A 23,965-nucleotide genomic window follows, 5' to 3' on the forward strand; every position below is an offset into this window, starting at 1 on the left:
TAACAGGTGACACGGATAGTCAACGATAAAACCGCATAACAGTGATTTGCTATGCGGTTTTATCGTGTCTGGTGTTTGACTTGATTTTGAGCGATGAGAGTACAAAAAAACCGCATTGAATCTCAATGCGGTTTTTTATGTTTAAGTATTTAACTTATGACTTAGTATTTGTGCTCGCGGCGCCAATCATCAACTTCACGCTCGGCGTCTTCTTTACTATGTCCGTAACGCTCTTGCACGCGGCCAACGAGCTTGTCACGGCTACCTTCTACATGCATGAGATCATCGTCTGTCAAGTCCGCCCATTTTTGTTTGACCGAGCCTTTCATCTGATTCCAGTCACCTTTTAGAGTATGTTCGTTCATTGTGGTGCTCCTTTTAGTTATTGGTATAGTGGTCTGTGCCACCACTTCCTTATAAATGTTTTTAGTAGTTTAGTTATCGAAATATTTAAATACTCAACTACTGTCATCACTATATAAATTGACGACTGTTTTGTCTGTATAAGGAATGTTGGTAGTGTAACTTAAGGATAATGACGGGTAATTTCTTGTTTTATATATCAATTTATTAGGGCGTGTTGAACATTCAACCATGGCACTGCTGATAGCTAAAATTGTTCTAGTCTAAGTAAAAATTGCAGGTAATACTGATGTATTGGCTAGATTTTTACAACGAATAGAGCGATTTTAGCATCAGCCCCTCTTTATAAATAGCTGGGGACAGGACTCTTTTTTGACGCTTCATGGTTAAAAATAGATGCTTAGAATAACTAAACTTACTATGTTTAACTGCGAACCGCCTAAAAAATAGTCTCTGTCAGTGCGTATTTGTGAATGTTCAACACGTCCTAATATGATGAGAAAAAACAGACAAGTAAGATATTACGTTGTAGACTGACTTTTTAAGCGACTCTTAAAGATAGTTTGAGTGCAGTCAACTGTTAGCTAATAAGAACGACCCCAAAATGGAATGTCTATTTTAAAGTACAAGGAAGTATGATTATGGCGACGAAAAGTAAAACGCAGCAAAATAAAGCCAACGAAAAAACGCATCTTAGAACCTGTACTTTGTGCGAAGCCATGTGCGGCATCGTCGTCAAACACGATGGCAACAAGGTATTGTCCATCAAAGGCGACAAAGATGATCCTTTCTCTAAAGGCTATATCTGTCCCAAAGCGACAGCACTGCAAGATTTGCACGAAGACCCTGATCGCCTGCGTCATCCGGTAGAACGTACTGCGAGCGGCTGGAAAAAAATCAGCTGGCCGGAGGCATTAGATAAAGTTGCCGCTGGTATCAGCGACGTACAGAGCAAGCACGGCAAAAACACCCTTGGCATTTATCTGGGTAATCCAAACGTGCATAACATGGGCGGTATGCTCACCGTCAAGCACCTGCTTAATAGTATAAAGACCCGTAGCCGCTTCTCTGCGACCTCAATCGATCAGCTGCCGCACCATATCGTCAGCATGCATCTGTTTGGGCATATGCTGCGTATCCCAGTGCCTGATGTCAACCGTACCCAGCACATGCTGATTATCGGCGGCAATCCACTAGCCTCCAACGGCAGTATTATGACCGCGCCAAATATGCGTCAAAAGATCAAAGATATCAAAGCACGCGGTGGCAAAGTAGTGGTCATTGACCCTAGACGTACAGAGACGGCTGAGCTGGCAAGTGAGCACCATTTTATCCGTCCAGCCACTGACGTTCTGTTGCTGCTCGCTATGCTCAACGAGATCTATATCCAAGGCTACGCGGACAAAGCACGTGCTAAAAACAACAAGGCAATTGCTTTGACGCCAGAGATTGAGCGTATGGCAGACTTTGCCAAAGACTATAGCGCTGAGTCGGTGGCGAGTATCACGGGTATAAGTGCGCATGAGATTAAACGTTTAGTCACTGAGTTTTGCGAGGCGGACAGCTCAGTCTGTTACGGGCGTATGGGCGTTTCAGTGCAGGAGTTTGGTCTGCTATGTCAGTATCTGATTATGATCATCAATATCGTCACTGGACGCTTGGATGAAGTAGGCGGCTTGATGTTCCCTAATCCTGCGGTTGATTTGGTCAATAATTCAGGCCCAGGGTATCTGGGTAAACGTCATACGCGCGTGAGCAATCTGCCTGATTTTAATGGCGATTACCCAGTCGTCGCTATGGCAGATGAGATGCTAGTGACAGGCGAGGGGCAGCTCAAGGCCTTTATGTGTGTGGCGGGCAATCCGGTGCTCAGTACCCCAAATGGTGAGAAGTTAGATGAGGCCTTGGCGCAATTGGACTTTATGGTCGCCATCGATTATTTTGTGACCGAAACCAGTCGCCATGCCAACATTATATTGCCGCCAGCTTCGCCGCTAGAGCGCGAGCATTATGATGTGACCTTTAATGGCTTTGCAGTGCATAATGTCGCCAAATACTCACCCGCACTGTTTACCAAGCACAAAGATGCTAGGCACGACTGGCAGATATATCTAGAGCTTGCCAAGCGCTTGGACAAAAAACCTGCTCTAGCAACCCGAGTAGAGCGTGAGCTCACCGCGCGACTAGGGCCCAAGTTCGTCCTTGATCAAGGGCTGCGCCGCGGACCTTATCAAGGCATGACACTAGGCAAGCTTAAGAAAAACCCTCATGGCATGGATCTAGGACCACTCAAACGTATGCTACCGCAAGCGATTAAGCATAAAGACAAACAGATTGCTCTCAATGTTGATTTTTATCAAGCAGATCTGGCGCGAGTGCAGGAGATGATGGCAAATTACGATGACGAGCAAATTTTGTTGATCGGTCGCCGTCATGTGCGTAGTAACAACTCTTGGCTACATAATAGTCAGCGCTTGGTCAAAGGCAAGCCGCGCTGCACATTGATGCTGCATCCTGATACGGCACGCGAGTATGGTATTGAGGATGGGCAAGACGTAGAAGTCACCTCGCGCGTCGGTCAAGTAACGATCAGCGCTGAAGTCACTGATGAGCTGATGGCAGGAGTAGTGAGTATTCCGCACGGCTGGGGTCACGGCCGCAGTGGCGTTAAGCAAAAAATCGCCCAAGCGCATGCTGGGGTCAGCGTCAACGATTTGACCGATGATACTTTGATCGATGAGCTGTGCGGTAATGCGGCGGTCAACGGCGTCCCTGTGAAACTAGAGGCTATTGCAGTTAAAGATCAAGTAGAAGCAGAAAGTGAAGCTTCGATGCTCTCATAAAAGTGCAAAAAGGGCGCTTAACCGTAAGCGCCCTTTTTAATGTCTGATTTTCTATTTTTTAAGAGTGTGAGATACCGACAAAGTTAAAATCGATGTCGGGTACTCTATCTTGTAACAGCAAACTTAGTGCCTTGGCGGAGCCGCAAGCAAAGGTCCAGCCTAACGTACCATGTCCTGTATTGAGCCATAAATTTTCAAAAGTCGCCTCACTGTTTTGACTACCACGCCTTACAGAGCCTGCGTGCGCGCGCCCAATTAACGGCACACTTGATGGGGTCATCGGATGAATGCCCGCCCAGTACTTAGCCGAATTGGCGATAATGCCTTTGGGGAATAGATGCTGAATACGATCAGTAATCGCCTCACATTGCGCTAAATTGAGCGGCAAACTATGACCACTAAATTCGATAGCGCTGGTCACTCGTAGTTTATCACCCAGTCGCGATATGATGAGCTTGTACTCATCATCAATAAGGCTGATAAAAGGCGCTAAATGCGGCGCGCGCGGATTGACCTTGTAAGTTGCAGAGTAGCTCTTTGCAGCGAAAATAGGTAGATGAATGTCTAAAGGTTTGACAAGCGCCATGCTATCGTGACCAAGCGCTAATACATAACTGTCCGCGCTAAAGGTTTGCGCGTTTTCATCGATGGGACGGATAGTAATGCTGTGGACACGAGATTTGCTCGTATCGTCATCCATGCTGATGGCGACAACCTCAGTGTTATACAAAAAGCGCACCCCTGCAAGTATGCACTTTTCAGTCAAGCGCTGAGTGAACAGGTACGGATTGCCTGACTCATCGCAGCTCGTAAAGGTTGCACCAACGAGCCTATGAGCAACAGGGTATAGCGCAGGCTCCAAACTTGCCGCATTATTAATATCGATAAAGCGGCGCTCACAGCTTAATTCTTGTAGCCGTTTAGTTGGCTCAGCCGCTGCTTCAAAATACGCCTGATGAGTATAAAAATGCATGACGCCGCGAGTTTTGTGCTCATAGCTGAGATCAGTATCTATGCGCAACTGTTTTAAGGCGGTTTGCGAGTAGAGTCCTAAGCGCACCATTTGAGCCAAATTGGCATCTGCTTGCTCAGCGCGGCGCTCACGCAAAAACTGTAGTGCCCATTGGCGCTGTGATTTATCAGCGCGCAGGTGATACAAGAGCGGCGCATCTTCTCGAAAAAATCCTTTAAGGGTGGCAAGTGGGGTTTTAGGGTTAGCCCACGGATTCATACCCCCTACTGATAAAGCGCCACTTGCAAATAAAGTCTGTATACCAGGCGCTGATTCGCGCTCGATAACTGTCACATCGAAGCCGGCTTGACGTAGGTACCATGCGGTAGTAATACCGACTACGCCTGCTCCTAGTACCGCGATGTGCGTCATAAGCCTCCCTTTAGTTAGTACCTTTTTTTATTTATATTGATGATTAAAGTTGTATCATTGAGGTCGGGCCACGTCAGCTTGTAGCGCCTCTGGCAGATCAAGAACACGCATCTCACTATCACCCAAAGCTTCAGGACGTGCCACTACTAAAGCCTCAAACCCTGTATCGGTAGATATGGCATTGACCACTTGTATTTTACCCAACTTCTCACCTGCCAAAGGCGTCTCACCTGAGCCTTTAACTCGGTGCAAAAATGCTTTTGGCGCCGCTTTAAAATAAATACGAGCGATCACTTCTTGTCCTAGATAACAGCCTTTGTCGTAGTCCATACCGCCGCGCTGATGCAAGCGCAATTCTTGCGGTTGAAACTCACCTTGCGTCTTAGCCACTATCCAATAGTTACCCGTAGCAATACTTATCGCCGCCCATTGTTGTCCGTCAGCGTTATCTGAGCTATGGCTGAAGGTCGGCTCATGATCAAGTACACAAGGGTAAATCGTGACAGGTGCGCTGGTTGTAAACTTGGAGAACGCGCCAAATTTGTTTAAATGTGCCAGCAAAGCGTCGACGCAATCAGTACTAATCACTACATCGTACTGCTTCTCGTCTTGCTTTTTGATCCATAAGCCAAACTCGATACGGCCTTTTAGATTGCTAAGTGCAGTTGGCTGATAGCTTAACCCAAGCTTGGTCACATCAATAGTAATTTGACCTTGCAAGAACTTTTCGGCATCCTCGCCTTCGATGGTGATCTGAGAAAACTGCGGTAAGTGAGAGTCAGTCATTGTTATTATTCCTAATACAAACGGTATGTTTATCAATTTAGTTAGAGGTTAATTGTGTGGGGAGCTAAATGACAGCTTAATATGGAGAGTAGCACAAAAAGTGAGCACAAAAGAGATGTCTCACTTATCGTAACGATTTAGTAATACATCTTATCGTAACCTGACTCATTGGTTAAAATAGTGGATTTGCGCTACAATGAGGGCCATAAAATACTCTATTAATAACGAGCTGCGAGACTGCTATGAGCTTACCTAATTGTCCCAAATGCGCGGCTGATTACACTTATGAAGATGGCGCGCTGCTTGTATGCCCGATGTGCGCTCATGAATGGACGGCAGCTGAGAGTGATGCGGCTGACACAAAAACGCAAGAGGATGGCATCGTACGTGATGCGGTAGGTAATGCGTTGCAAGATGGGGATGCGGTCACCGTCATCAAAGATCTAAAGGTAAAAGGCTCGTCGATAGTTATCAAAGTCGGCACCAAAGCCAAGAGCATTCGCCTGCTTGATGATCCTGTAGATGGTCATGATATCGACTGCAAATTAGACGGCTTTGGACAGATGAAGCTTAAATCATCAGTGGTCAAAAAAGCGTAAACGGCTAGCGCTATCAAACTTATGTTGTTACAAAATTAATAAGAGTCTTTTTTACAACGTAATTTTATAAGCAAATACTCAAATCATGAGTGTAGAACTCACTTTGAATTTAAAAGTAAAACAAAATAAAGGTACATTATGAGCACTAAAAACGAACAACTCTTTGCCCAAGCCCGCAAGCACATTCCAGGTGGGGTCAATTCACCCGTTCGCGCCTTTGCTGGGGTCGGTGGTACGCCTGTATTTATGCACCGTGCCAAGGGCAGCAAAATCTATGATACCGAAGACAACGCCTATATCGATTACATCGGCTCTTGGGGGCCAATGATTTTGGGGCATGCCCACCCAAAAGTAATCGATGCCGTCAAAAAAGCTGCCGACGATGGTCTCAGCTTTGGTACACCAACGCCGTTTGAAACGACTGTCGCCGACAAAATATGCGAGATCGTACCAAGCGTTGAGATGATACGCATGACCAGCTCAGGTACTGAGGCGACGATGAGTGCTATTCGCCTAGCGCGCGGCTATACAGGACGCGACAAAATCGTCAAGTTCGAAGGCTGCTATCATGGGCACTCAGATAGTCTGCTAGTCAAGGCAGGCTCTGGCATGCTCGATATCGGTGAGCCCACCTCCAAAGGCGTGCCCGCTGATTTTGCTAAGCATACCATTACCATTCCCTTTAATAACCCAGATGCGATCAAAGAGTGCTTTGAGAAATGGGGCGACGAGATTGCTTGCGTTATCGTGGAACCCATCGCCGGTAACATGAACATGGTCATCCCAGAGCAGAGTTTTCACGATACCCTGCGCGAGCAGTGCACAGCGCATGGTGCGGTTCTGATCTTTGATGAAGTGATGACGGGCTTTCGCGTTGGACTTGGCGGCGCGCAAGCGCATTTTGGCATTCAGCCTGATTTGACGTGCTTTGGTAAAATCATTGGGGCAGGCCTGCCAGTTGGCGCTTTTGGCGGTAAGCAAGAGATTATGGAATGTATCGCACCGATGGGCGGCGTCTATCAAGCGGGTACATTGTCAGGCAACCCGCTTGCCATGCGGGCAGGTATCGCGATGTTTGAGGACTTAACTGTTGATGGCTTCTATGAGGAGCTCTCTGCCAAAGTCGACCATTTAGTCGATGGTATTCAAGCCTCTGCCGACAAGCACGGTATCAATCTGCGTACCAATAAGCTTGGCGGCATGTTCGGCATGTTCTTTGTAAAAGACGCCGACACGCCAACACCGCTTGATTTTGATGATGTGACTGCGTGCGATATGGACGTGTTCAATACTTTCTTTCACGGTATGCTAGATCGTGGTATTTATCTTGCGCCTTCTGCTTATGAAGCAGGCTTTATGTCTATCAAGCACAGTGATGAAGATCTGGATGCTTCGGTCAAAGCGGCTGATGAGATCTTTGCTCAAATGGCAAAAGGTTAGTTTTTGATCTAAAATGTCATAAGAAGAAAGCCAGTACGATAAAACGTACTGGCTTTTTTGTGTCAGGTAAAAGCTGACGGATAATAGGGCCGACGAATAAAGAGTTGCTGACGGATAAAGAGTTATCGCTGTTTGATCTTATCAAACTTAGTATCTTTTAGACTTAATCTGCCGCGTAGTACATCGCCATACATGCGAAAGTCACTAGCGAAGCTTTTGAGCGGAAATTTAAACGAGGCAGGTTTGTTTTTTTCAAAGAAAAAATGTCCGACCCAAGCGCAGCCATAGCCTGCGGCAATCCCTTTGAGTAGAGGTTTTGGCGAACGGGTTTTGATAGATTTTGCCAAGCCTAATAAACCAAAACTACTGCCCGCAAAATGCAAACGCCGACAAGCCATATTTTGATGCTCTTCTAAATAGAAGTCATAAAACCTTTGCTCAGTTGGTTTGACGTTTCTGATTTTGTTGTTGGTCTCTAGGTCTGTACGGCTAAAAACGGTGTGTTTGGTTTGAGTGTTCATAGTAGCGTCCTTGCTCGTCTTTTTATGCGTTATAAAGGGTGTAGATAGATCATTATCATATAACAAAATTAAGGCTAAGTAATTGTTAATTATGACATAGCCGTTGTTATTGCGATATAACCTAGCACATCGCAATAGCTAAATCTCATATCCGCTCTTGAATATATAGGACAGTCGAGCGCTTGCCCCTATTGGGCATAAATGCTTTAATGACAGCACTCATTGATAACGCTTGATACCTTACAATCAGGGTTTGAGGTTATTTGTATCTCTTTTCGTTGATTGTTTGAGGCATTCAACCTGCAACCTACGGTAACCGCTTTTTATGCCCAACAACTACCTTACCAATCCGCCGCTTGCCGAAGATGAATTGATGGCTGCTATCGATATCGGCTCCAACAGTTTTCATTTAGCGATTGCTCGTCTTGATCATGGTGAGGTACGAAAAGTAGTCTCCATGTCTGAAAAGGTACAATTAGCAGCAGGGTTAGATGAGCACAATATATTGAGTGCGGCAGCCGCTCGCCGAGGTTTGGATTGTTTGAGTCGGTTCGTGGCGCGTCTTGATGCGGTACCACCTGCGCGCGTGCGTATCGTTGCGACCAATGCCCTGCGCCAAGCCAAAAACGCCAACGACTTTATCGCTCGTGCTAATGAGATATTGCCCAAACCTATTGAGATTATCGCTGGTCGCGAAGAGGCACGTCTGATCTATTTGGGCGTCTCGCACACCAATGCCAGTAGCGATAAGCGTCTGGTTATAGATATTGGCGGCGGCTCGACTGAGTTCATCATTGGTCAAGGTTTTGAGCCGATACTCACTGAGAGCTTGCAAATGGGCTGCGTCGCCTTCACTCAAAAGTTCTTTGCTGATGGCCAAATCACCAAAGACGCCTTTACCAAAGCTATTGGCGCGGCGCGTAAAGAGGTGCTGGCGATTAATGGTCGCTACCAAAAAGCGGGCTGGAGCAGTGTAATCGGCTCAAGCGGCACGATTAAGGCGGTGCGTAATGTGCTGGTATCAAAAGGTTGGTCTGATGATCAAGAGCGCGTGACGTATCAGGGTCTCAAAAAGCTTGAAAAGCTGTTAACTAAAATAGGTAACGTTGACGATATTGACTTAGAAGGCGTCAAAGAGCACCGAAAAGCGGTGTTCCCAGCAGGGGTAGCGGTACTGCGCGCGGTTATGAAAGTACTTGGGATTGAGACGTTGACCTATTCAGATGGCGCGCTGCGAGAAGGGGTGATGTATGACATGCTTGGGCGCTTTAGCAGTGAAGATGTGCGCGATCGTAGCGTGCTGGCACTCATCAAGCGTTATTCGGTCGATAAAAAACAAGCCAAGCAAGTGGTCAAGAGCAGCCATCTACTCTTTGAACAAGTGGCAAAAGATTTAAAATTAAATACCGATGACGCTGACCTATTGCGCCGCGCCGCTTATTTGCATGAGGTGGGTCTAGCGATTAGTCATAGCGGTTATCACAAACATAGTGCCTATTTGTTAGAGCATTCAGATATTCCAGGGTTCTCACAAGTGGACCAAAAGCGTATGGCGCAGCTGGCACTTAGCCACAGGCGGCGGCTTAAATCCGATGCGCTTGAGCAGGCTTGCAGCATTGGCGGTGATTCCTTAGTGTATCTGTGCCTGCTGCTTCGGTTAGCCGTATTAGCCCATCATGGTCGCAGCGAATATATTCCGCCGACAATGAGTATCAAGGTGATTAAGAGCAATCACTGGCAAATTACGGTGACCAATGGTAACGAGCACTATACGTCTTTGCTTACCGATCTTTATGCGGAGACTGATCAATTCGCTAAGTGGGGCGTCAAGCTTGACATTGTTGAAGCGGATAATTATTGAAGTAGATAATCATTGAAGTGGATAATCACTGAAGTAGATAATTGTTAAAGCGGATAAATAATATGACTTATCGCTTTTATACATTGAAAAGTTATACATTATAAAATTGCTAGAAATCCGTTACCTGTAAACGTCATTATTCTTTTGAACGATAGATAAGCACGACGTTATAAATGTCAATAACGTAAAGTTGTGCTAATGCCATAGCTTATAAGATGTGCTACTATAGTTTTTATTGAGTTTACAACTGTACTGCCATGATGCTGATAGTGGTTGAATGCCCTAATTAACAATAGCGCTTTGTATTGCAATAGCGCCTAGATCATATCAGTCATCACAGAAAAAATGACAAAAAGGATAAGTCTATGAGTACCGTCTGGGATAGCGTACAACTGGCACGTCATGCCAAACGTCCATTGTTTATGGACTACGTCAATCAATTATTCACAGAGTTTGACGCACTTCATGGCGATCGAGCTTTCGCTGATGACAAGGCGATTGTCGGAGGCCTTGCGCGCTTCAATGGCGAGCCGGTTATGGTAGTTGGTCAACACCGCGGGCGTAGTACGCGCGAGCGCATCGCTCATAATTTTGGCATGGCAAATCCTGAAGGCTATCGCAAAGTGATCCGTCTGGTCAAAATGGCTGAGCGCTTTAATATTCCTGTGATGACCTTTGTCGACACCCAAGGCGCCTATCCTGGTATTGGCGCAGAAGAGCGCGGACAAGCGCAAGCGATCGCTGAGAGTATTGCGGTATTCTCAAGCCTTAGAGTACCAATTATCGTGACGATTATCGGTGAAGGCGGCTCAGGTGGTGCACTAGCTATTGGCGTTGGTGACAAAGTCAATATGCTCCAGAACAGTATCTACTCAGTTATCTCTCCTGAGGGCTGCGCCTCTATCCTATGGAAAACCGCTGAAAAAGCCAAAGACGCTAGCGAAGCGCTAAAGCTCAACGCAATTAACTTGTATCAGCTAGGACTTATTGACGCGGTTATTGAAGAAGGCGAGGGCGCGCATATCCATCCGCAGCCAGTTATGAACGCGCTAAAGGAGCTGATTACTGAGCAGTTGAATGAGCTTGTTGATATGGATGCAGACGTGCGCTGTGAGCAACGTTATGAAAAGCTTAAAACCTTTAATTCTGAGGTGATGCTGCCTGCCTAAAAGGTCGATTTAACTCTTTAGTATTTTGTTAAAATAAACGTGTCCCTATAAAGGCACGTTTTTTTATATCTAAAGGTTTATTATTGTTAAGCAGATCAATAAACCATATTTTAATAAGATTATTTTATGAATAGCTCTGCTATCCGTCATCATCCCATCAGAACGCTGTCATCGACTCTGCCAGTAGATAAAAAGCTCAGTCAGGCGCTACTAGCCAGTACCGCTGAGCACTATGAGCACCTGCACGGTCGCCGTATTTGGCTGGCCTGTAGTGGTGGCCGTGATTCGTTAGCGTTAGCTGCTGCATGCGTGCAGCTTTATAGACAAGGCAAGGTGCCATTTTTGCCGCAGCTACTGCATGTCGATCATAACTTGCAAGCAGGTAGCGCGCAGTGGGCGATACACGTAGCCAATTGGGCGCGCGCGCAGCAAATGCGGTGTTATATCTTGCAAGCTCAGGTGGACGGTGCTGATGAGCAAGCTGCGCGCCAAGCCCGTTATACCGCCATGCTAGCGCATATCAATCAAGGTGATGTACTGATCCTCGGTCATCATAGCGATGATCAAGCTGAGACGGTACTGATGCGCTTGATTCAAGGCGCAGGCGTCAATGGACTGGCAGGCATGATGCCCCTTCGCCTGCAACAGACAGGCGCGCGGCAACATGTGTTATGGCGACCTTGGCTCAGCGTGCGCCGCAGTGATATCACTGCCTACGCTAAGCGGATGGAGTTGCCCTATATCGATGATCCCACGAATGATAGCGGAGATAATGTACGCAGTGGTCTGCGCCGCGATGTCTTGCCTATGCTCACACACTATAATGCTAACGCAACCGAGAATATTGCTCGTAGCGCGCAGCTATTAGCGGATGCCAAAGACATTATTAATGCGCAAGCGAAGCAAGATCTTATACAAGTATCCGCCTCATCTTTTGCACCACTACAAATGCCGCCTGTGCAGCGCGTTATCGATATCGACTCATTAAATGCCTTGCCAAGCGCTCGCCTGAGTCAATTAATGCACTACTGGCTGGCACTAGATGAGCCGCTACCGCCGTCAAAGCAGCTTGTAGATGACGTTATTCACTTAACCAAGCGCACCGATTTTGATCATCAGACCCAGCTATTTTGGCAAGGACGCCAGCGAGCTTATACGATTCGTCGTTATCGTCAAAAGCTATATCGATTAAGCAATCAGTGGCTTGCATGGCTCAACAATGATATACCTGCGCAAACCTGTCCGCTGCATACTGCTCATAGAGCAACACTCATTACGGTACGCCAAGATCAAAGGTGCCATTGGCAATTAAAGGTGGTGCTTGATAAGTCGCCTATAAATATGAGTGATACTATTGCTTTAAGCATTGCGCCGCTTGGTCGTCAGCAAAAGGTAAAAACTGCGCTAAACAGTCGAGCGCAGTCAGGCAAAAAGCTGTATCAGAGCTTAGGTATACCTGTATGGCTACGCGATAGTTTGGTAGTAGTGAGCCTAATCTTGCCTGACAGCGAGAACAAATCTCATATCATTCATCTGGCATTGATATCACCGTTTGAGACTTGGATATTGGACAACGACAATCCAGCATTCAATGCCATAGCGCAAGGGTTAAAAAGTAGTTTGCATGTTGACTAGGGGTTTTTAATTTATCAAACGCCAAGAATGGCAGTATGATAAACTGAGTGTCATTTTGCATACCCTACTGCTGCGCGTTTGATGAAAATTATAATAAGATCATAAGCGCAGCCGTTAGCGACGTTATAAAGGATAAATTATGTCAGTATTAGATGATAAAAAGATAAGCTTTATCGGTGGTGGTAATATGGCGCAGGCTTTGATCAGTGGTCTGATCGGCTGCGGCGTTAATCCTAAGCTGGTTACAGTTGCAGATCCTAGTAGCGAGATACGACAAGCGCTCACGGCTAAAGGAATCAATACGGTAGATCCCACTGAGGATGCCACATCCGCTGTGATTAGTGCAGATGTCATCGTACTCGCGGTCAAGCCGCAAGTGATGAAAATGGTGGTCAGCGCTTTTACAGAGGTGCTCGACAAGCAGCTCATCATTTCAGTGGCAGCGGGTCTATCGACGGATATTTTATCCGCGATGCTCGGCGGCTATAGCAACATCGTCCGCGCTATGCCGAACACTCCTGCTATGATTCAAATGGGCGCAACTGGTCTATATGCCAGTGCTGCGACAAATGATGATGACAAGCAACTGGCAGAGGCAGTAATGGCGGCGTCAGGGCTGGTCATGTGGGTCGATAGCGAAGAGCATATGCATGCAGTGACCGCTGTATCAGGATCAGCGCCTGCTTATGTCTTTTACTTTATTGAGTCTATGATCGACGGCGCAGTCGATTTAGGGCTAAGTCGCAAGCAAGCCTCCGCACTCGCTATGCAAACAATGCTAGGCGCGTCTAAAATGGCCATGGATAGCGATGACGCACCGAGTGAGCTACGCCGCAAGGTCACCTCGCCAAATGGTACGACGCAGGCGGCGATCGAATCGATGCAAGCCAATGAGATTGGACGTCAAATCGCTGAAGCTATGCAAGCGTGCTATCAGCGCAGTGAAGCGCTAAGCGATGAGATGAGTCAATAGATGCTTTTTGAATTAAACTTAGCACTTGCTAACGCAAAACTATCGATACTGAGTAATGCTCCATGAATAACGCCTTATTACAAGTTTTTGATCTGGTCACCACCTTTGCTATGCTGCTGGTGTTTATACGCTTTATGCTGCAGTTTGCAGATATGGATGCCAGCGACCCTATGATCGCGCCCGCTTATCGAGCCACCCATATCGTCGATGTGTTTGGTCGTATTTTTCCTACCGTAGCGCAAGGTCGCATCAGCATTGCAGCTATTGTTTTGATGCTGCTTATTCGCCTGATTGATATATCAGGCAAGGCGGCTTTGACTCAGCAAGGCATCGCCCCTGTACCGCTATTTTTTACGGGTACCATCAGTTTGGTATTAGACTTTTTGCGTATGTGTCGCTATTTGGTGATAGGCTCTATTATCGTCAGCTGGATTGTCGTATTTACAGGTTCCGTGCATCCTATTGTTAATATCATTATGCGCTTAGCAGAGCCTATCCTTGCGCCGTTTCGCCGTATTACCCCAAATCTAGGCATGCTAGATCTCTCACCGATTGTCGCCTTTCTTGCCTTTTATCTGCTTGAGATCTTTATCGGTGGTTTTGCCGCCAGCTTTATGCCGATGTTAGGCTAAGCTATCCTTTAAGATAATTTATACGTCATAATCAAACGCTCTGCTAAGGTAGGGCGTTTTTTATGGCTGAAATATAAATGACTAGTATCAATAGTGGCTTTATAAATAATCCACAACTGAAACTGATCAGACATCATTTTATTAAATAACTATCAAAGCAGGATTAAACGCATGACAAGGCTTGCAATTGGCGATGTCTTTGTTATAATACTCGCCCACGACTAGGACGTATCGATAGCAACGATACTGTATTTGTTACTACAAAGTTTGTTTTTACAAATGTCTTATCTCGTTTCGGTGAAGTGGGTGAGTGGCTGAAACCAGTTCCCTGCTAAGGAACCATACGTTAACGCGTATCGAGGGTTCGAATCCCTCCTTCACCGCCATCTTATTCGGCGATATATAGAGTTTGATGTGTTTTGACAGTAATTTTTATTTTAACTGATAAAAGCATTGACATTAAGTTTGTACTCTATATAATAGCCAACCTAATTTGCTAGAAAAGTGCTATGTCACTGCTCAGTAAATGATGTGCAAAACGCGCCCGTAGCTCAGTTGGATAGAGCACTTGGCTACGAACTAAGGGGTCGGGAGTTCGAATCTCTCCGGGCGCACCATTTGCATCATTAATGTCTAAAAGCATTACAGAGAACTCTAAATCAATCGCCTATCTTTGGATATTTGGCGGTTTTTTTATGTCTGCTCGTTTTGTCATCCGTTTATGATAACAGGCGCAATTGCGGTACAATAGACCTATTGCCTACCTGTTGTGAGCGCCTGCCATGCCAAAAACCTCCAAAAAGCCCTCTGCCAAGACCAAGTCAAGAAGCAAAATATCATCACCTACGCAAGCAAAGCCAAAAGTAGCTGCAAAGCTGGCGCATAAAAGCGATGAGCCGACGATTGCTAAACCAACGACTAGAATCGCCGCTATCGTCTATGACGGTATGTTGATACTGGCATTACTGTTCTTGGTAGGGACGGCGCTGACAGTCATAGGAACGCTTGCGACTATGCAGACGGGGACGGAGTCCAATCAAGCGCAGACCTTACCCGTTTGGTACCAAAATGCGATAATGACGCCGTCTTTTATCTTAACCTTAGTGGGTTTTTATGGACTGTTTTGGCGGCGCGGTGGTCAGACGCTGGGTATGCAGACGTGGCGGTTAAAGACCGTTAACGACACCGGTCATCTGCTTAGCTGGGGACAGGCATTTAAGCGTATCTTAGCGGCAAGTATCATGCCGCTTATCTTTGGTCTTATCGGTAGCCTAATCGGCGGCTCGCGCGCTGTTATGCTGACTAGTGCGTTTTTAGGTTTGATGTTTAATTACGCCTTTTGTCTGTTCAATCGTCGTGGCCTTGCGGTACAAGACATGATCTCAAACACCATTACCCTTAAAATGCCAAGAACAGAGAATGAAGGCTTATGGCGCGTGCTACGCAACCGTAAAGACAGTGAATAAACACAGGCTTGTTTTTGCTTATTTATATAGCGACACTTTGCGATAGCCATAACGTATAACCTACAAATGCCAATATCAAAGTCATACCAGAGACGCGGCCAAATTGACGTTTGGATATAAAAGCAAATAAGCACATCACAAAAAGTAGCACCGTGATACCACCCATTACTAACACATCACGCGATAAGATAACGGGGCTAATATTAATCGGTGCGATGAGCGCGGCAAGTCCCACAACAGCTAAAGTGTTAAAGATATTGGAGCCGATGATATTTCCAAGCGCCATATCATGCTCGCCTTTGCGCGCGGCAGACAAGCTTGCAACCAGCTCAGGCAAGGATGTACCCACAGCGACGATGGTTAAGCCAATAATCAGTTCACTAAGTCCCCAAAGCGTAGCAAGCTCGACTGCACCCCAAACGATCGCACGGGAGCTTAAAATCAATACCGAGAGACCCAGTAGCAGCGCGCCAAGACCACGAATAGCGCTGGTCTCCTGAGCACTATCTAATACAGGGTCGTCTTCATGTTCGTGATTACCCTCTTTCAAACTCAGTACAATCTGAATACCTAATACCGCTATCAACAAAGCAATGAGCACAATGCCGTCAGTATTACTTAAGACGCCATCGTTAAGCTGCCATGCCGCAACGCCAGTGACGAGTAGCAGTAGCGGCATATCACGATTGATAATGCTTTTGCGTATGATAATAGGGCTGATAAGTACCGTTGCGCCAAGTACCAAAGCGATATTAATGATATTGGAGCCATAAGCGTTACCCAGTGCCAGCTCAGGGCTGCCTTCTAAAGCAGCGAGCACTGAGACGACCATTTCAGGTGCTGAGGTGCCAAGTCCTAAGATGACCACACCAATCAAAAAACTGGGTACGTTTAATTTATTAGCTAAGACCACAGCGCCATCAATAAAAACGTCAGCACTCCAGACCAAGATCGCCAGTCCAATAATCACCGCTGTTATCGCCAGCCACATAAATCATACCTCTACAGACATAAAAAGAGCTGAACCCATTTGGATTCAGCCCGAATACTAGCATGCGTACTACGAATACAATAAGAATAAGTGTCTGACTCACTAGTTTTGCAAGTAGCAGACTAGCAACGAATCAGACTAAGCCACTTGTACAGGAATTATGTTCGCCGTGTCTTTAACCGTATTGTCTTCATTGCAATAGACCAGCTTTGGCTGATAGGTTGACGCTTCAACTTCATCAAAATGCGCATAAGCACAGATGATAACGATATCACCCAAATCTGCCATATGTGCTGCAGCGCCGTTTAGCGAGATGATACCAGAGCCTGCTTCTGCGCGAATAGCATAAGTGCGAAAGCGCTTGCCGTTGGTGACGTTATAGATGTCGATCGACTCGTTCTCGCGAAGACCCGCGAGGTCCAACAAGTCGCCATCGATACCGCATGAACCTTCGTAATGAAGCTCTGCATGAGTGACGCGGGCACGGTGTAGTTTGCATTTGAGCATATTAAGTAGCATAGGTTGCTTCCTTATTGTACGGGTGTTAAATGAATCAATTCAAGAGGTTAATGGGGGTATGATCACTAAATTAAAAGGGCGCGTTATTACCTCTCTTTTATTCAGGTAATTTAAAGCTATTAATCTGGGAGCGTGCCTTTTCGATATCGCCAGCTAACAGCAACGGCAATGCCTCAAAACTGGCAGACAATGCGCTATCAATAGCAATCTGCTCATCAGGCGCCGCTTTTGAGAGTACATGACCGCTGACCTTTGACTTATGACCTGGGTGACCGATACCGATACGCAGACGATGAAAGTCGCTACCGATATGCGGAGTGATATCGCGCAAACCATTGTGCCCGCCATGCCCGCCATCCGTTTTGAGCTTGATACTGCCTGCTGTGATGTCCAATTCGTCATGAGCGATAAGCAGCTCACGATTATCAATATTATAAAAGTTGACCATAGGCACTACTGACTGCCCCGACTTATTCATAAAGGTCAGCGGCAGTAGCAGGCGCACATCATGTCCATGAATCTGTCCGCGTCCAGTGATACCGTGGAATTTTTTGTCATGGCTCAAGCTAATATTAAATTGCTGCGCTAAATGATGCACGAACCAAAATCCAGCATTGTGACGGGTGAACATATACTGCTCACCAGGATTACCCAAACCCACAATAAGTTTAATGGCCATAAAATACTCATATTTGCTATAAATACATTTTGAAAAGATAGCTGTTAGCTTTTCAAAATGTACTGACAAAAACAGCAGGAGACGATTATCCCCTGCTGCGTATACGGCATAAGTCTGGATGCTACAAAGCGACTAAAACGCCGTAGCAACCCATAACTTATTACTCGCTATCTGACTCTGAATCGTCGTCAGTCGCTTCTTCGCCTTCGCCGCCTTGCTCAGTAGCAGGAACTTCGTCAGCATCAACTTCGTCAGCATCCTCGTCAACTTCTTCGACTGTTGGTGGCTGCATGTTGACGATAGTACGGTCATGACCGTCTTCTAATTCAAGCTCAGCGATAACCACGCCTTCTGGCAAGTTGATATCTGATAGACGGAATAGATCACCAATCTCCATGCTTGACACATCAACGTCTAGGTATTCAGGGAGCTGTGATGGCAATGCGATGATTTCGACATCAGACACTAGCGTAGACAAGATACCACCATTAGCAGTACCTGGCGCGTCTTCACGACCACTGAAATGAACTGGGATGTTCATGTTTATTTTCTGGCCCTTAACAATGCGCTGAAAGTCAGCATGCATTGGGAAGCCTTTGGCAGGATGGCGCTGCAAGTCTTTGATAACGACTTGGTGCTCATCACCTTTGTCTGTAGTTATGGTCAAGATTTGTGAAAAGAACGCTTCGTATTCAAGCGACTTTACCATCTCGTTTAATTTGATTGAAATAGCGGTTGGTTCTGCACCACCACCATAAATGATAGCAGGGACTAGGTTCTGCTTACGTAGGCGGCGGCTCGCACCTTTACCTTGTTGCTCAGCAGAGCGGTCAACTGCGTTAATTGCAAAATGATCAATAGCCATGGAATTAATCCTATAGAGTGTATGTGAAGTATCTACTAGTGATCTAAGACTTGCGACCAGTCTATCACCAGATAATTGATACTTATAAAGTAAAGCTTAACGAGTATAAATCATGCTACTAGCGCCAAAAAACAGACGTTAGCTAAAGATGAATACAGGCGCGCATTATACGTGGTTTTGTAGCAATAATAAAGGCTTATGCCTTTTATCACTTTCAAATAAAAATAGCGCTAAGACTCATAGGGTCTTAACGCTATTTTTATTCAATCATATCTCAATCGATGAAAGTTACGGATTGAGAATTATGAATCAAAGCAATTAGGCATCAAACATCGCACTAATAGACTCTTCGTTATTGATACGGCGCAAGCTCTCAGCGAGCATCGGAGCGATAGACACTTGACGTATCTTAGTACAAGCTTTGGCGGCGTCAGATAACGGAATCGTATCGGTGACGACGATCTCATCAAGCTCTGATTCACTGATGTTTTTGAGCGCTTTACCCGATAACACAGGGTGAGTGATATAAGCGAGTACGCGGCGCGCGCCATTTTCTTTGAGCGCTTCAGCAGCCTTGCACAATGTTCCTGCGGTATCGACCATGTCATCGACGATAACGCAATCACGGTCACGGACATCACCGATAATGTGCATCACTTGTGACTCATTAGCGCGAGCGCGGCGCTTATCGATGATAGCGAGGTCAGCATCGCCCAATTGCTTGGCCATAGCGCGAGCACGAACTACGCCGCCAACGTCAGGTGAGACGACCATGATATTGTCGTAATCTTGTTTTTTGAGATCGTTTAACAGTACCGGCGTACCATAAATGTTATCGACTGGAATATCAAAGAAACCCTGAATCTGGTCTGAGTGCAAATCAACAGTCATCACGCGATCGATGCTGACGATGTTGAGCATATCAGCGACGACTTTGGCTGAGATGGGTACGCGAGCAGAACGCGGACGGCGATCTTGGCGTGCATAACCGAAGTAGGGCATGACAGCGGTAATACGACCGGCGCTAGAGCGGCGCAAAGCGTCGGCCATCATCATGATTTCCATTAAGTTATCGTTGGTAGGTGCACAGGTGGGCTGCATGATAAACACGTCTTTACCGCGCACGTGTTCTTTGATTTCCACAGCAATTTCGCCATCAGAAAAACGGGTAATATCAGCTTTACCAAGAGGAATATGTAGGTGGTCTGCTACGGTTTTCGCAAGTTCTGGATGGGCACTACCCGTAAAAATTGCCAAATAAGGCATGACTGAAGTCCTATTGATTGACTCAAGCAGCGACCGCAAAGCAGTATCTAACTGCTCAAATGTAGAAAAAAGAGGGGTATATCATTACAGTAGAAAATGGCAGGGGTAGCTGGACTCGAACCAACGGATGTCAGGATCAAAACCTGATGCCTTACCAACTTGGCTATACCCCTGTAAGGTCTTGCTCTACCAGTACTATTTGAAAAGTATCAAAATGGCATGATAGTCGATCATGTCAGCAGTAAAATAAAGTTATTTATCGCTGACTTATCCTAACGGTGTTCGTTGCGAACTATACCGAAAGTAGGAGGGTGTTGTCAATTGCAATCATAAAATGCAGCAATACAAACTAAAAATGGCAGGGGTAGCTGGACTCGAACCAACGGATGTCAGGATCAAAACCTGATGCCTTACCAACTTGGCTATACCCCTTTAAGGCGACCTATTATAATCAAATTTGCAGATTTTGCAAGGCTTTTCGGCCTTTTTACAGGGTTTATTATTAACAGATTAACGAGGAGATATTTGAATAAGTTAAATTTGATTGTAGGGTGACAGACTATTTACGACATAAGCTGGACAAGGCGCGCCGTGAGTCCACTTCGTCAGTATGCTTTTATCAGCAGCCACACTCGCCTCCAATGGCAAAAAAACGGCGCTACCAGACCCCGTCATTCTCGCTGTGCCTAGAGCTTGCGACTCTAAACCTTGTAAGTAATTTAGTGCTTTTTTAACCGCAGGAGCTAAGCTTGTGACCACAGGCGTAAAGACATTCTTAAAAGGTGCATTTAAATGTTGCACATAATCATGGGTTTGGTTTTTTATCGTGTCGATAGATAAAGGCGTAATATTACGACTTAATTTAGGATGGGCAAATAGTTTAGCAGTATTCACATGCGCATCGGGCGTAAGAATCAGGTAGTGCTGAGCAGGCAAGTTGATAGCTGTTAATTCCTCACCAATTCCCATAGCGATAGCATCCTGCCCATAGATAAATATAGGCACGTCCGCACCAATAGTGGTAGCGATTTTGATTAGCTCGTTTTGATTGAGTTTAAATTGCCACAGCTCGTTGAGCGCTAGCAAAGTGGTCGCCGCATTAGAGGAGCCACCGCCCAAGCCTGCGCCCATAGGCAGATGCTTATCTAAAGTGATACGAACCGCTTGCAGGGATGCTGGCATCTCTCCTATTGTAATAATAGAAAATAGCAGCGCTTTTGCCGCTTTAAAGATAAGGTTTTGTTCTACATTGTCAGTAATGCTATCCGCGCCAGCAAGGATGATGAGCTGATGACAAAGGCGAGTCGCTTGCTGATTCGCATCCGCGCTATCTGTAGTTACCACGCTGATATCGACCTGCGCACTGGGCAAAAAATGCAAATAATCGCCCCAATCAAGCAGGCGAAAGACGGTTTGCAGATTATGATAACCATCGCCGCGTTTGCCTGTGATATGCAAAAACAGATTAATCTTGGCAGGGGACAAGCGCGTGATAGTGTGAGTCGTCATATAGTTTTGCGTCGTAGATAAAGTAGGGTCAATATATCAGCAGTGCAATTTAACGATCTTGATGATTAATGGTCATAATGACCTTTTGACCTTGCGGCTGCGTGGCGCTAATTTTGTTAGGCAACGTATCAGCGCCTTTATATGTAAAGTTTGCAGTCCAAGGCCCATTGACTGAGCTGATCAGGCGGTTTTGCGCGTCCACTTGTGCATCGCTATCTGAGGGCGCAGGGCGACCCGATATCCAGTAGGGCATTTGTGAGATAGGCGCTTGCCAGCCTGTGGCCTTTAGCAATAATGTCTCTGGATCATCAGCGGTGAGCGTACCTGTCTTTTCGCTGACCAGTGTCGCCGTTTGACCATTGTATTCAATATTGGTTTTGCCAATGCCTAACGCGCCAATGAGTTCAATAGCGAAGCGATCGTCTTGTTGACCCCAAGCGTAGAATGCACTACCGCCTTGCGTGCCAGGGTTTTGTGCGCTATCACTAGGGGTAGGCATAGTGACGCCAATCTTGCCATTAATAGTAAAGTCATCGAGTTTTTGCGCTTGTACGGTAGGGCTGCTGGTAATAGGCGTTTTAGCGCTTTGTAACGATTGGCAGCCAGAGGTAATCAATATAGCAGAAGTTATGGCAGCCAATGTAGATAGACGGGTGTTCAATGGCGTTTTTGATAATAAAGATGACATGATTATTCCTCAAAAGGGATGCAAATTTTTGTGTGTTTAGCAGTGATGTGCTTAGCAGTACAGCTTACGCGCCATTTGTTACTCGGTTATGCCTTTTATAAGCGACATTGTTTTTGGACGTTTTGCTGCTGATAACTTCTGACAATCAGTAAAGCTGAATACGGTCATTGACGTTTTGTTGTCCAAAAGAGAAGCGTTTTTGCAGGTCTATGAGTAGCATTCTAACTCTGTCATCATCGCCTAAGCCCTGATAAGCTCGCAATAGCAGCACCCCAGACTCTAAGGTTGGTAGCACATCATAAGGCGTTTGCAGATAGCTGATCACTTGTGCGTAATTATCGTTTGCAAGCGCATTATCTGCCAGCACATTGAGCGCTTGCAAGTGCAAACCGTTATCGTAACGCAGGTCATCATAGCGAATCTGAACGATAGCTTTTGCTAGAGCTAAGCCTTGCTCAGAATTTCTGTCATTGGCAAGTAACAGTCGTGCGTAGCTTAGTTTATAAGATAAGTTATTGGGCTTAAGCGTCTGCAAATGATTGAGTAAAGTGCGCTTGATGACATAATCACTGCGATCATCAAGTAATTGTACGCGCGCAAATAACAGGTCTTCGTTATCAGGATACTCGCGGCTAGCACGTGCCAAGAGCATTTGTGCTTTGTCCTTTTGCTCTTGCTGCCACAAGATATCTGCCTGCATAATATAAGCCTCAGGTGCAAATATCTCAAACTGCTGGCGTAGCTTTTCTAAAGTGGCAATAGCCGCCTCGATATTATTGTCATTGAGCTCAAAGGCCACTACTTTTTTGCGGGCAGCAAGCACTAAATCCTCTTGCATAACGCCGCTTAGGTAATATTTGGCCTGATCAAAGCGCTGCTGGCGCTCGGCACTAATACCTAGGTAATAATACGCTTGATCGAGATAATTGGTGCTCTTTGCCAGTTGGTTAAGCAGCCTATCTGCGCTAGGGTATTCTTCGATATCTAAGCTCACAAGGGCAGCAAGCAAAGTAATCTCCGCATCATCCTCAAAGCGCTTATTGGCAACAAGCAGCAACTCCCACGCTTCACGGCTTTGATTCAAATCGAGTAAGTAGCGAATCTCATATAGGTACAAGCTCTTGTTAGAGGGATTGCGCAGGCGCGATTGAGTAAGGTAGTTGGTAACAGTGCTTGAGGACTCAAGCTTACGTAAGATATCGGCTTTGAGGGTAATAAAAGGCACGTAGTCTGGTTGACGCAGTAGGGCACGGTCGATATGTACAAGGGCGACTTCTGGCTCGTCGAACTGCAATAATAAGCCTGCTTTGAGTACTGATAGCGAGGCGTTTTGCGCGCTATCAATAAGCTGCAAAGCCGCTAGTAGCTCGCGTCTGTCCTCGTCAGTTTCAGGATAAATACCGACCAAAACTTCGCTCAAATCCGCTCTTGGATCATCTTGCAATATCAGCGTGAGCGTCTCGGCGGCTAAAGGATAATCATGCGCTTTGAGCGCTAAATGGGCGACATAAAACCAAGCGGGCGCGTGCTCAGGATTGCGCTCTTGCCATGCTTTGGCAAAGGCTAAGGATGACTCAAACCCTTCACTGCGCAGCGATAAGCTCAGCGCGCGCTCAAAGACCGCCGTTGCCTCTTCTTTAAAGGCTTGCTGCTTATAAATAGCCAGCGCGCGCGGCATATTACTGCGATCTGCTGCAAACTCAGCGTCGAGCAGTGCATATAAGCTTGGCTCATTAATCGTTGCAGATTTATTTATCAAATCATCACTAAACTCGT

21 protein-coding genes and 4 tRNA genes are annotated in these 23,965 nt (G+C 46.1%); 11 read left to right on the top strand and 14 right to left on the bottom strand.

Annotated elements, in window-relative coordinates:
- Positions 1-161 precede the first annotated feature (161 nt).
- Positions 162-365, bottom strand: a complete 204-nt coding sequence (locus ACTXGO_RS01700; protein ID WP_317199600.1) for a CsbD family protein — start codon at positions 363-365, stop codon at positions 162-164.
- 639 nt (positions 366-1,004) lie between these two features.
- Between ACTXGO_RS01700 and ACTXGO_RS01705 the strand changes: the two genes are divergently transcribed.
- Positions 1,005-3,206 carry a molybdopterin oxidoreductase family protein gene (locus ACTXGO_RS01705; RefSeq protein ID WP_443573239.1) on the top strand — a complete coding sequence of 734 codons (2,202 nt, stop codon included), beginning with the start codon at positions 1,005-1,007 and terminating at the stop codon, positions 3,204-3,206.
- Between the two features lie 58 nt (positions 3,207-3,264).
- On the opposite strand, the gene ACTXGO_RS01710 is transcribed toward ACTXGO_RS01705, so the two are convergent.
- Both ACTXGO_RS01710 and ygfZ read right to left on the bottom strand, forming a co-directional pair.
- Positions 3,265-4,590, bottom strand: a complete 1,326-nt coding sequence (locus ACTXGO_RS01710) for an FAD-dependent oxidoreductase (protein ID WP_443573240.1) — start codon at positions 4,588-4,590, stop codon at positions 3,265-3,267.
- A gap of 54 nt (positions 4,591-4,644) precedes the next feature.
- Positions 4,645-5,376 (bottom strand): CAF17-like 4Fe-4S cluster assembly/insertion protein YgfZ, encoded by a 732-nt coding sequence (gene ygfZ, locus ACTXGO_RS01715; RefSeq protein WP_443541164.1) that lies wholly within the window; start codon positions 5,374-5,376, stop codon positions 4,645-4,647.
- A 242-nt stretch (positions 5,377-5,618) separates the two neighbouring features.
- Here ygfZ and ACTXGO_RS01720 point away from each other — a divergent pair, with 242 nt between their 5' ends.
- Both ACTXGO_RS01720 and hemL read left to right on the top strand, forming a co-directional pair.
- Positions 5,619-5,975 carry a zinc ribbon domain-containing protein YjdM gene (locus ACTXGO_RS01720; RefSeq protein WP_435950082.1) on the top strand — a complete coding sequence of 119 codons (357 nt, stop codon included), beginning with the start codon at positions 5,619-5,621 and terminating at the stop codon, positions 5,973-5,975.
- 138 nt (positions 5,976-6,113) lie between these two features.
- On the top strand, positions 6,114-7,415 hold the full coding sequence (gene hemL / locus ACTXGO_RS01725; RefSeq protein ID WP_435950083.1) for a glutamate-1-semialdehyde 2,1-aminomutase: 1,302 nt from the start codon (positions 6,114-6,116) through the stop codon (positions 7,413-7,415).
- A gap of 122 nt (positions 7,416-7,537) precedes the next feature.
- On the opposite strand, the gene ACTXGO_RS01730 is transcribed toward hemL, so the two are convergent.
- On the bottom strand, positions 7,538-7,936 hold the full coding sequence (locus tag ACTXGO_RS01730; protein ID WP_435950084.1) for an Mpo1-like protein: 399 nt from the start codon (positions 7,934-7,936) through the stop codon (positions 7,538-7,540).
- 325 nt (positions 7,937-8,261) lie between these two features.
- Here ACTXGO_RS01730 and ppx point away from each other — a divergent pair, with 325 nt between their 5' ends.
- From ppx to ACTXGO_RS01770, 8 genes are all read left to right on the top strand, one after another.
- Entirely contained in the window at positions 8,262-9,797 is a 1,536-nt protein-coding gene (ppx, locus tag ACTXGO_RS01735) for an exopolyphosphatase (protein WP_317199593.1), read from the top strand.
- A gap of 365 nt (positions 9,798-10,162) precedes the next feature.
- Positions 10,163-10,966: an acetyl-CoA carboxylase carboxyltransferase subunit alpha gene (locus ACTXGO_RS01740; RefSeq protein ID WP_435950085.1), complete on the top strand. Its 804-nt coding sequence runs from the start codon at positions 10,163-10,165 to the stop codon at positions 10,964-10,966.
- A 126-nt stretch (positions 10,967-11,092) separates the two neighbouring features.
- On the top strand, positions 11,093-12,601 hold the full coding sequence (gene tilS, locus ACTXGO_RS01745) for a tRNA lysidine(34) synthetase TilS (protein ID WP_443541163.1): 1,509 nt from the start codon (positions 11,093-11,095) through the stop codon (positions 12,599-12,601).
- Positions 12,602-12,740: 139 nt separating this feature from the next.
- Positions 12,741-13,574: a pyrroline-5-carboxylate reductase gene (gene proC / locus ACTXGO_RS01750; protein ID WP_443541162.1), complete on the top strand. Its 834-nt coding sequence runs from the start codon at positions 12,741-12,743 to the stop codon at positions 13,572-13,574.
- A gap of 62 nt (positions 13,575-13,636) precedes the next feature.
- Positions 13,637-14,206, top strand: a complete 570-nt coding sequence (locus tag ACTXGO_RS01755; protein ID WP_317199590.1) for a YggT family protein — start codon at positions 13,637-13,639, stop codon at positions 14,204-14,206.
- 296 nt (positions 14,207-14,502) lie between these two features.
- Positions 14,503-14,592, top strand: a tRNA-Ser gene (locus ACTXGO_RS01760).
- A 154-nt stretch (positions 14,593-14,746) separates the two neighbouring features.
- Positions 14,747-14,823: transfer RNA gene (locus ACTXGO_RS01765), tRNA-Arg, on the top strand.
- Between the two features lie 165 nt (positions 14,824-14,988).
- Positions 14,989-15,672: an RDD family protein gene (locus tag ACTXGO_RS01770; RefSeq protein WP_443541161.1), complete on the top strand. Its 684-nt coding sequence runs from the start codon at positions 14,989-14,991 to the stop codon at positions 15,670-15,672.
- A gap of 22 nt (positions 15,673-15,694) precedes the next feature.
- Here the strand turns inward: ACTXGO_RS01770 and ACTXGO_RS01775 are convergent, their stop codons facing one another.
- From ACTXGO_RS01775 to ACTXGO_RS01820, 10 genes are all read right to left on the bottom strand, one after another.
- Positions 15,695-16,663 carry a calcium/sodium antiporter gene (locus ACTXGO_RS01775; protein ID WP_435950089.1) on the bottom strand — a complete coding sequence of 323 codons (969 nt, stop codon included), beginning with the start codon at positions 16,661-16,663 and terminating at the stop codon, positions 15,695-15,697.
- A 138-nt stretch (positions 16,664-16,801) separates the two neighbouring features.
- A complete protein-coding gene (gene panD, locus ACTXGO_RS01780) occupies positions 16,802-17,182 on the bottom strand; it encodes an aspartate 1-decarboxylase (protein ID WP_010196068.1) in 381 nt (126 codons plus the stop codon).
- A 97-nt stretch (positions 17,183-17,279) separates the two neighbouring features.
- A complete protein-coding gene (gene pth / locus ACTXGO_RS01785) occupies positions 17,280-17,861 on the bottom strand; it encodes an aminoacyl-tRNA hydrolase (RefSeq protein ID WP_443573241.1) in 582 nt (193 codons plus the stop codon).
- Between the two features lie 160 nt (positions 17,862-18,021).
- Positions 18,022-18,726: a 50S ribosomal protein L25/general stress protein Ctc gene (locus tag ACTXGO_RS01790; protein WP_317199586.1), complete on the bottom strand. Its 705-nt coding sequence runs from the start codon at positions 18,724-18,726 to the stop codon at positions 18,022-18,024.
- Positions 18,727-19,044: 318 nt separating this feature from the next.
- On the bottom strand, positions 19,045-19,992 hold the full coding sequence (locus ACTXGO_RS01795) for a ribose-phosphate pyrophosphokinase (protein ID WP_317199585.1): 948 nt from the start codon (positions 19,990-19,992) through the stop codon (positions 19,045-19,047).
- A 97-nt stretch (positions 19,993-20,089) separates the two neighbouring features.
- Positions 20,090-20,165 (bottom strand) — tRNA-Gln (locus ACTXGO_RS01800).
- Between the two features lie 183 nt (positions 20,166-20,348).
- Positions 20,349-20,424: transfer RNA gene (locus tag ACTXGO_RS01805), tRNA-Gln, on the bottom strand.
- A 102-nt stretch (positions 20,425-20,526) separates the two neighbouring features.
- Positions 20,527-21,501: a 4-(cytidine 5'-diphospho)-2-C-methyl-D-erythritol kinase gene (gene ispE, locus ACTXGO_RS01810; protein ID WP_443573242.1), complete on the bottom strand. Its 975-nt coding sequence runs from the start codon at positions 21,499-21,501 to the stop codon at positions 20,527-20,529.
- A 49-nt stretch (positions 21,502-21,550) separates the two neighbouring features.
- Complete coding sequence (lolB, locus tag ACTXGO_RS01815) at positions 21,551-22,189, bottom strand: lipoprotein insertase outer membrane protein LolB (protein WP_435950092.1); 639 nt, start codon at positions 22,187-22,189, stop codon at positions 21,551-21,553.
- 145 nt (positions 22,190-22,334) lie between these two features.
- A partial coding sequence (locus ACTXGO_RS01820) for a tetratricopeptide repeat protein (protein WP_443573243.1) occupies positions 22,335-23,965 on the bottom strand: 1,631 nt, incomplete at its 5' end.

The sequence above is a fragment of the Psychrobacter sp. T6-1 genome (assembly GCF_052258445.1).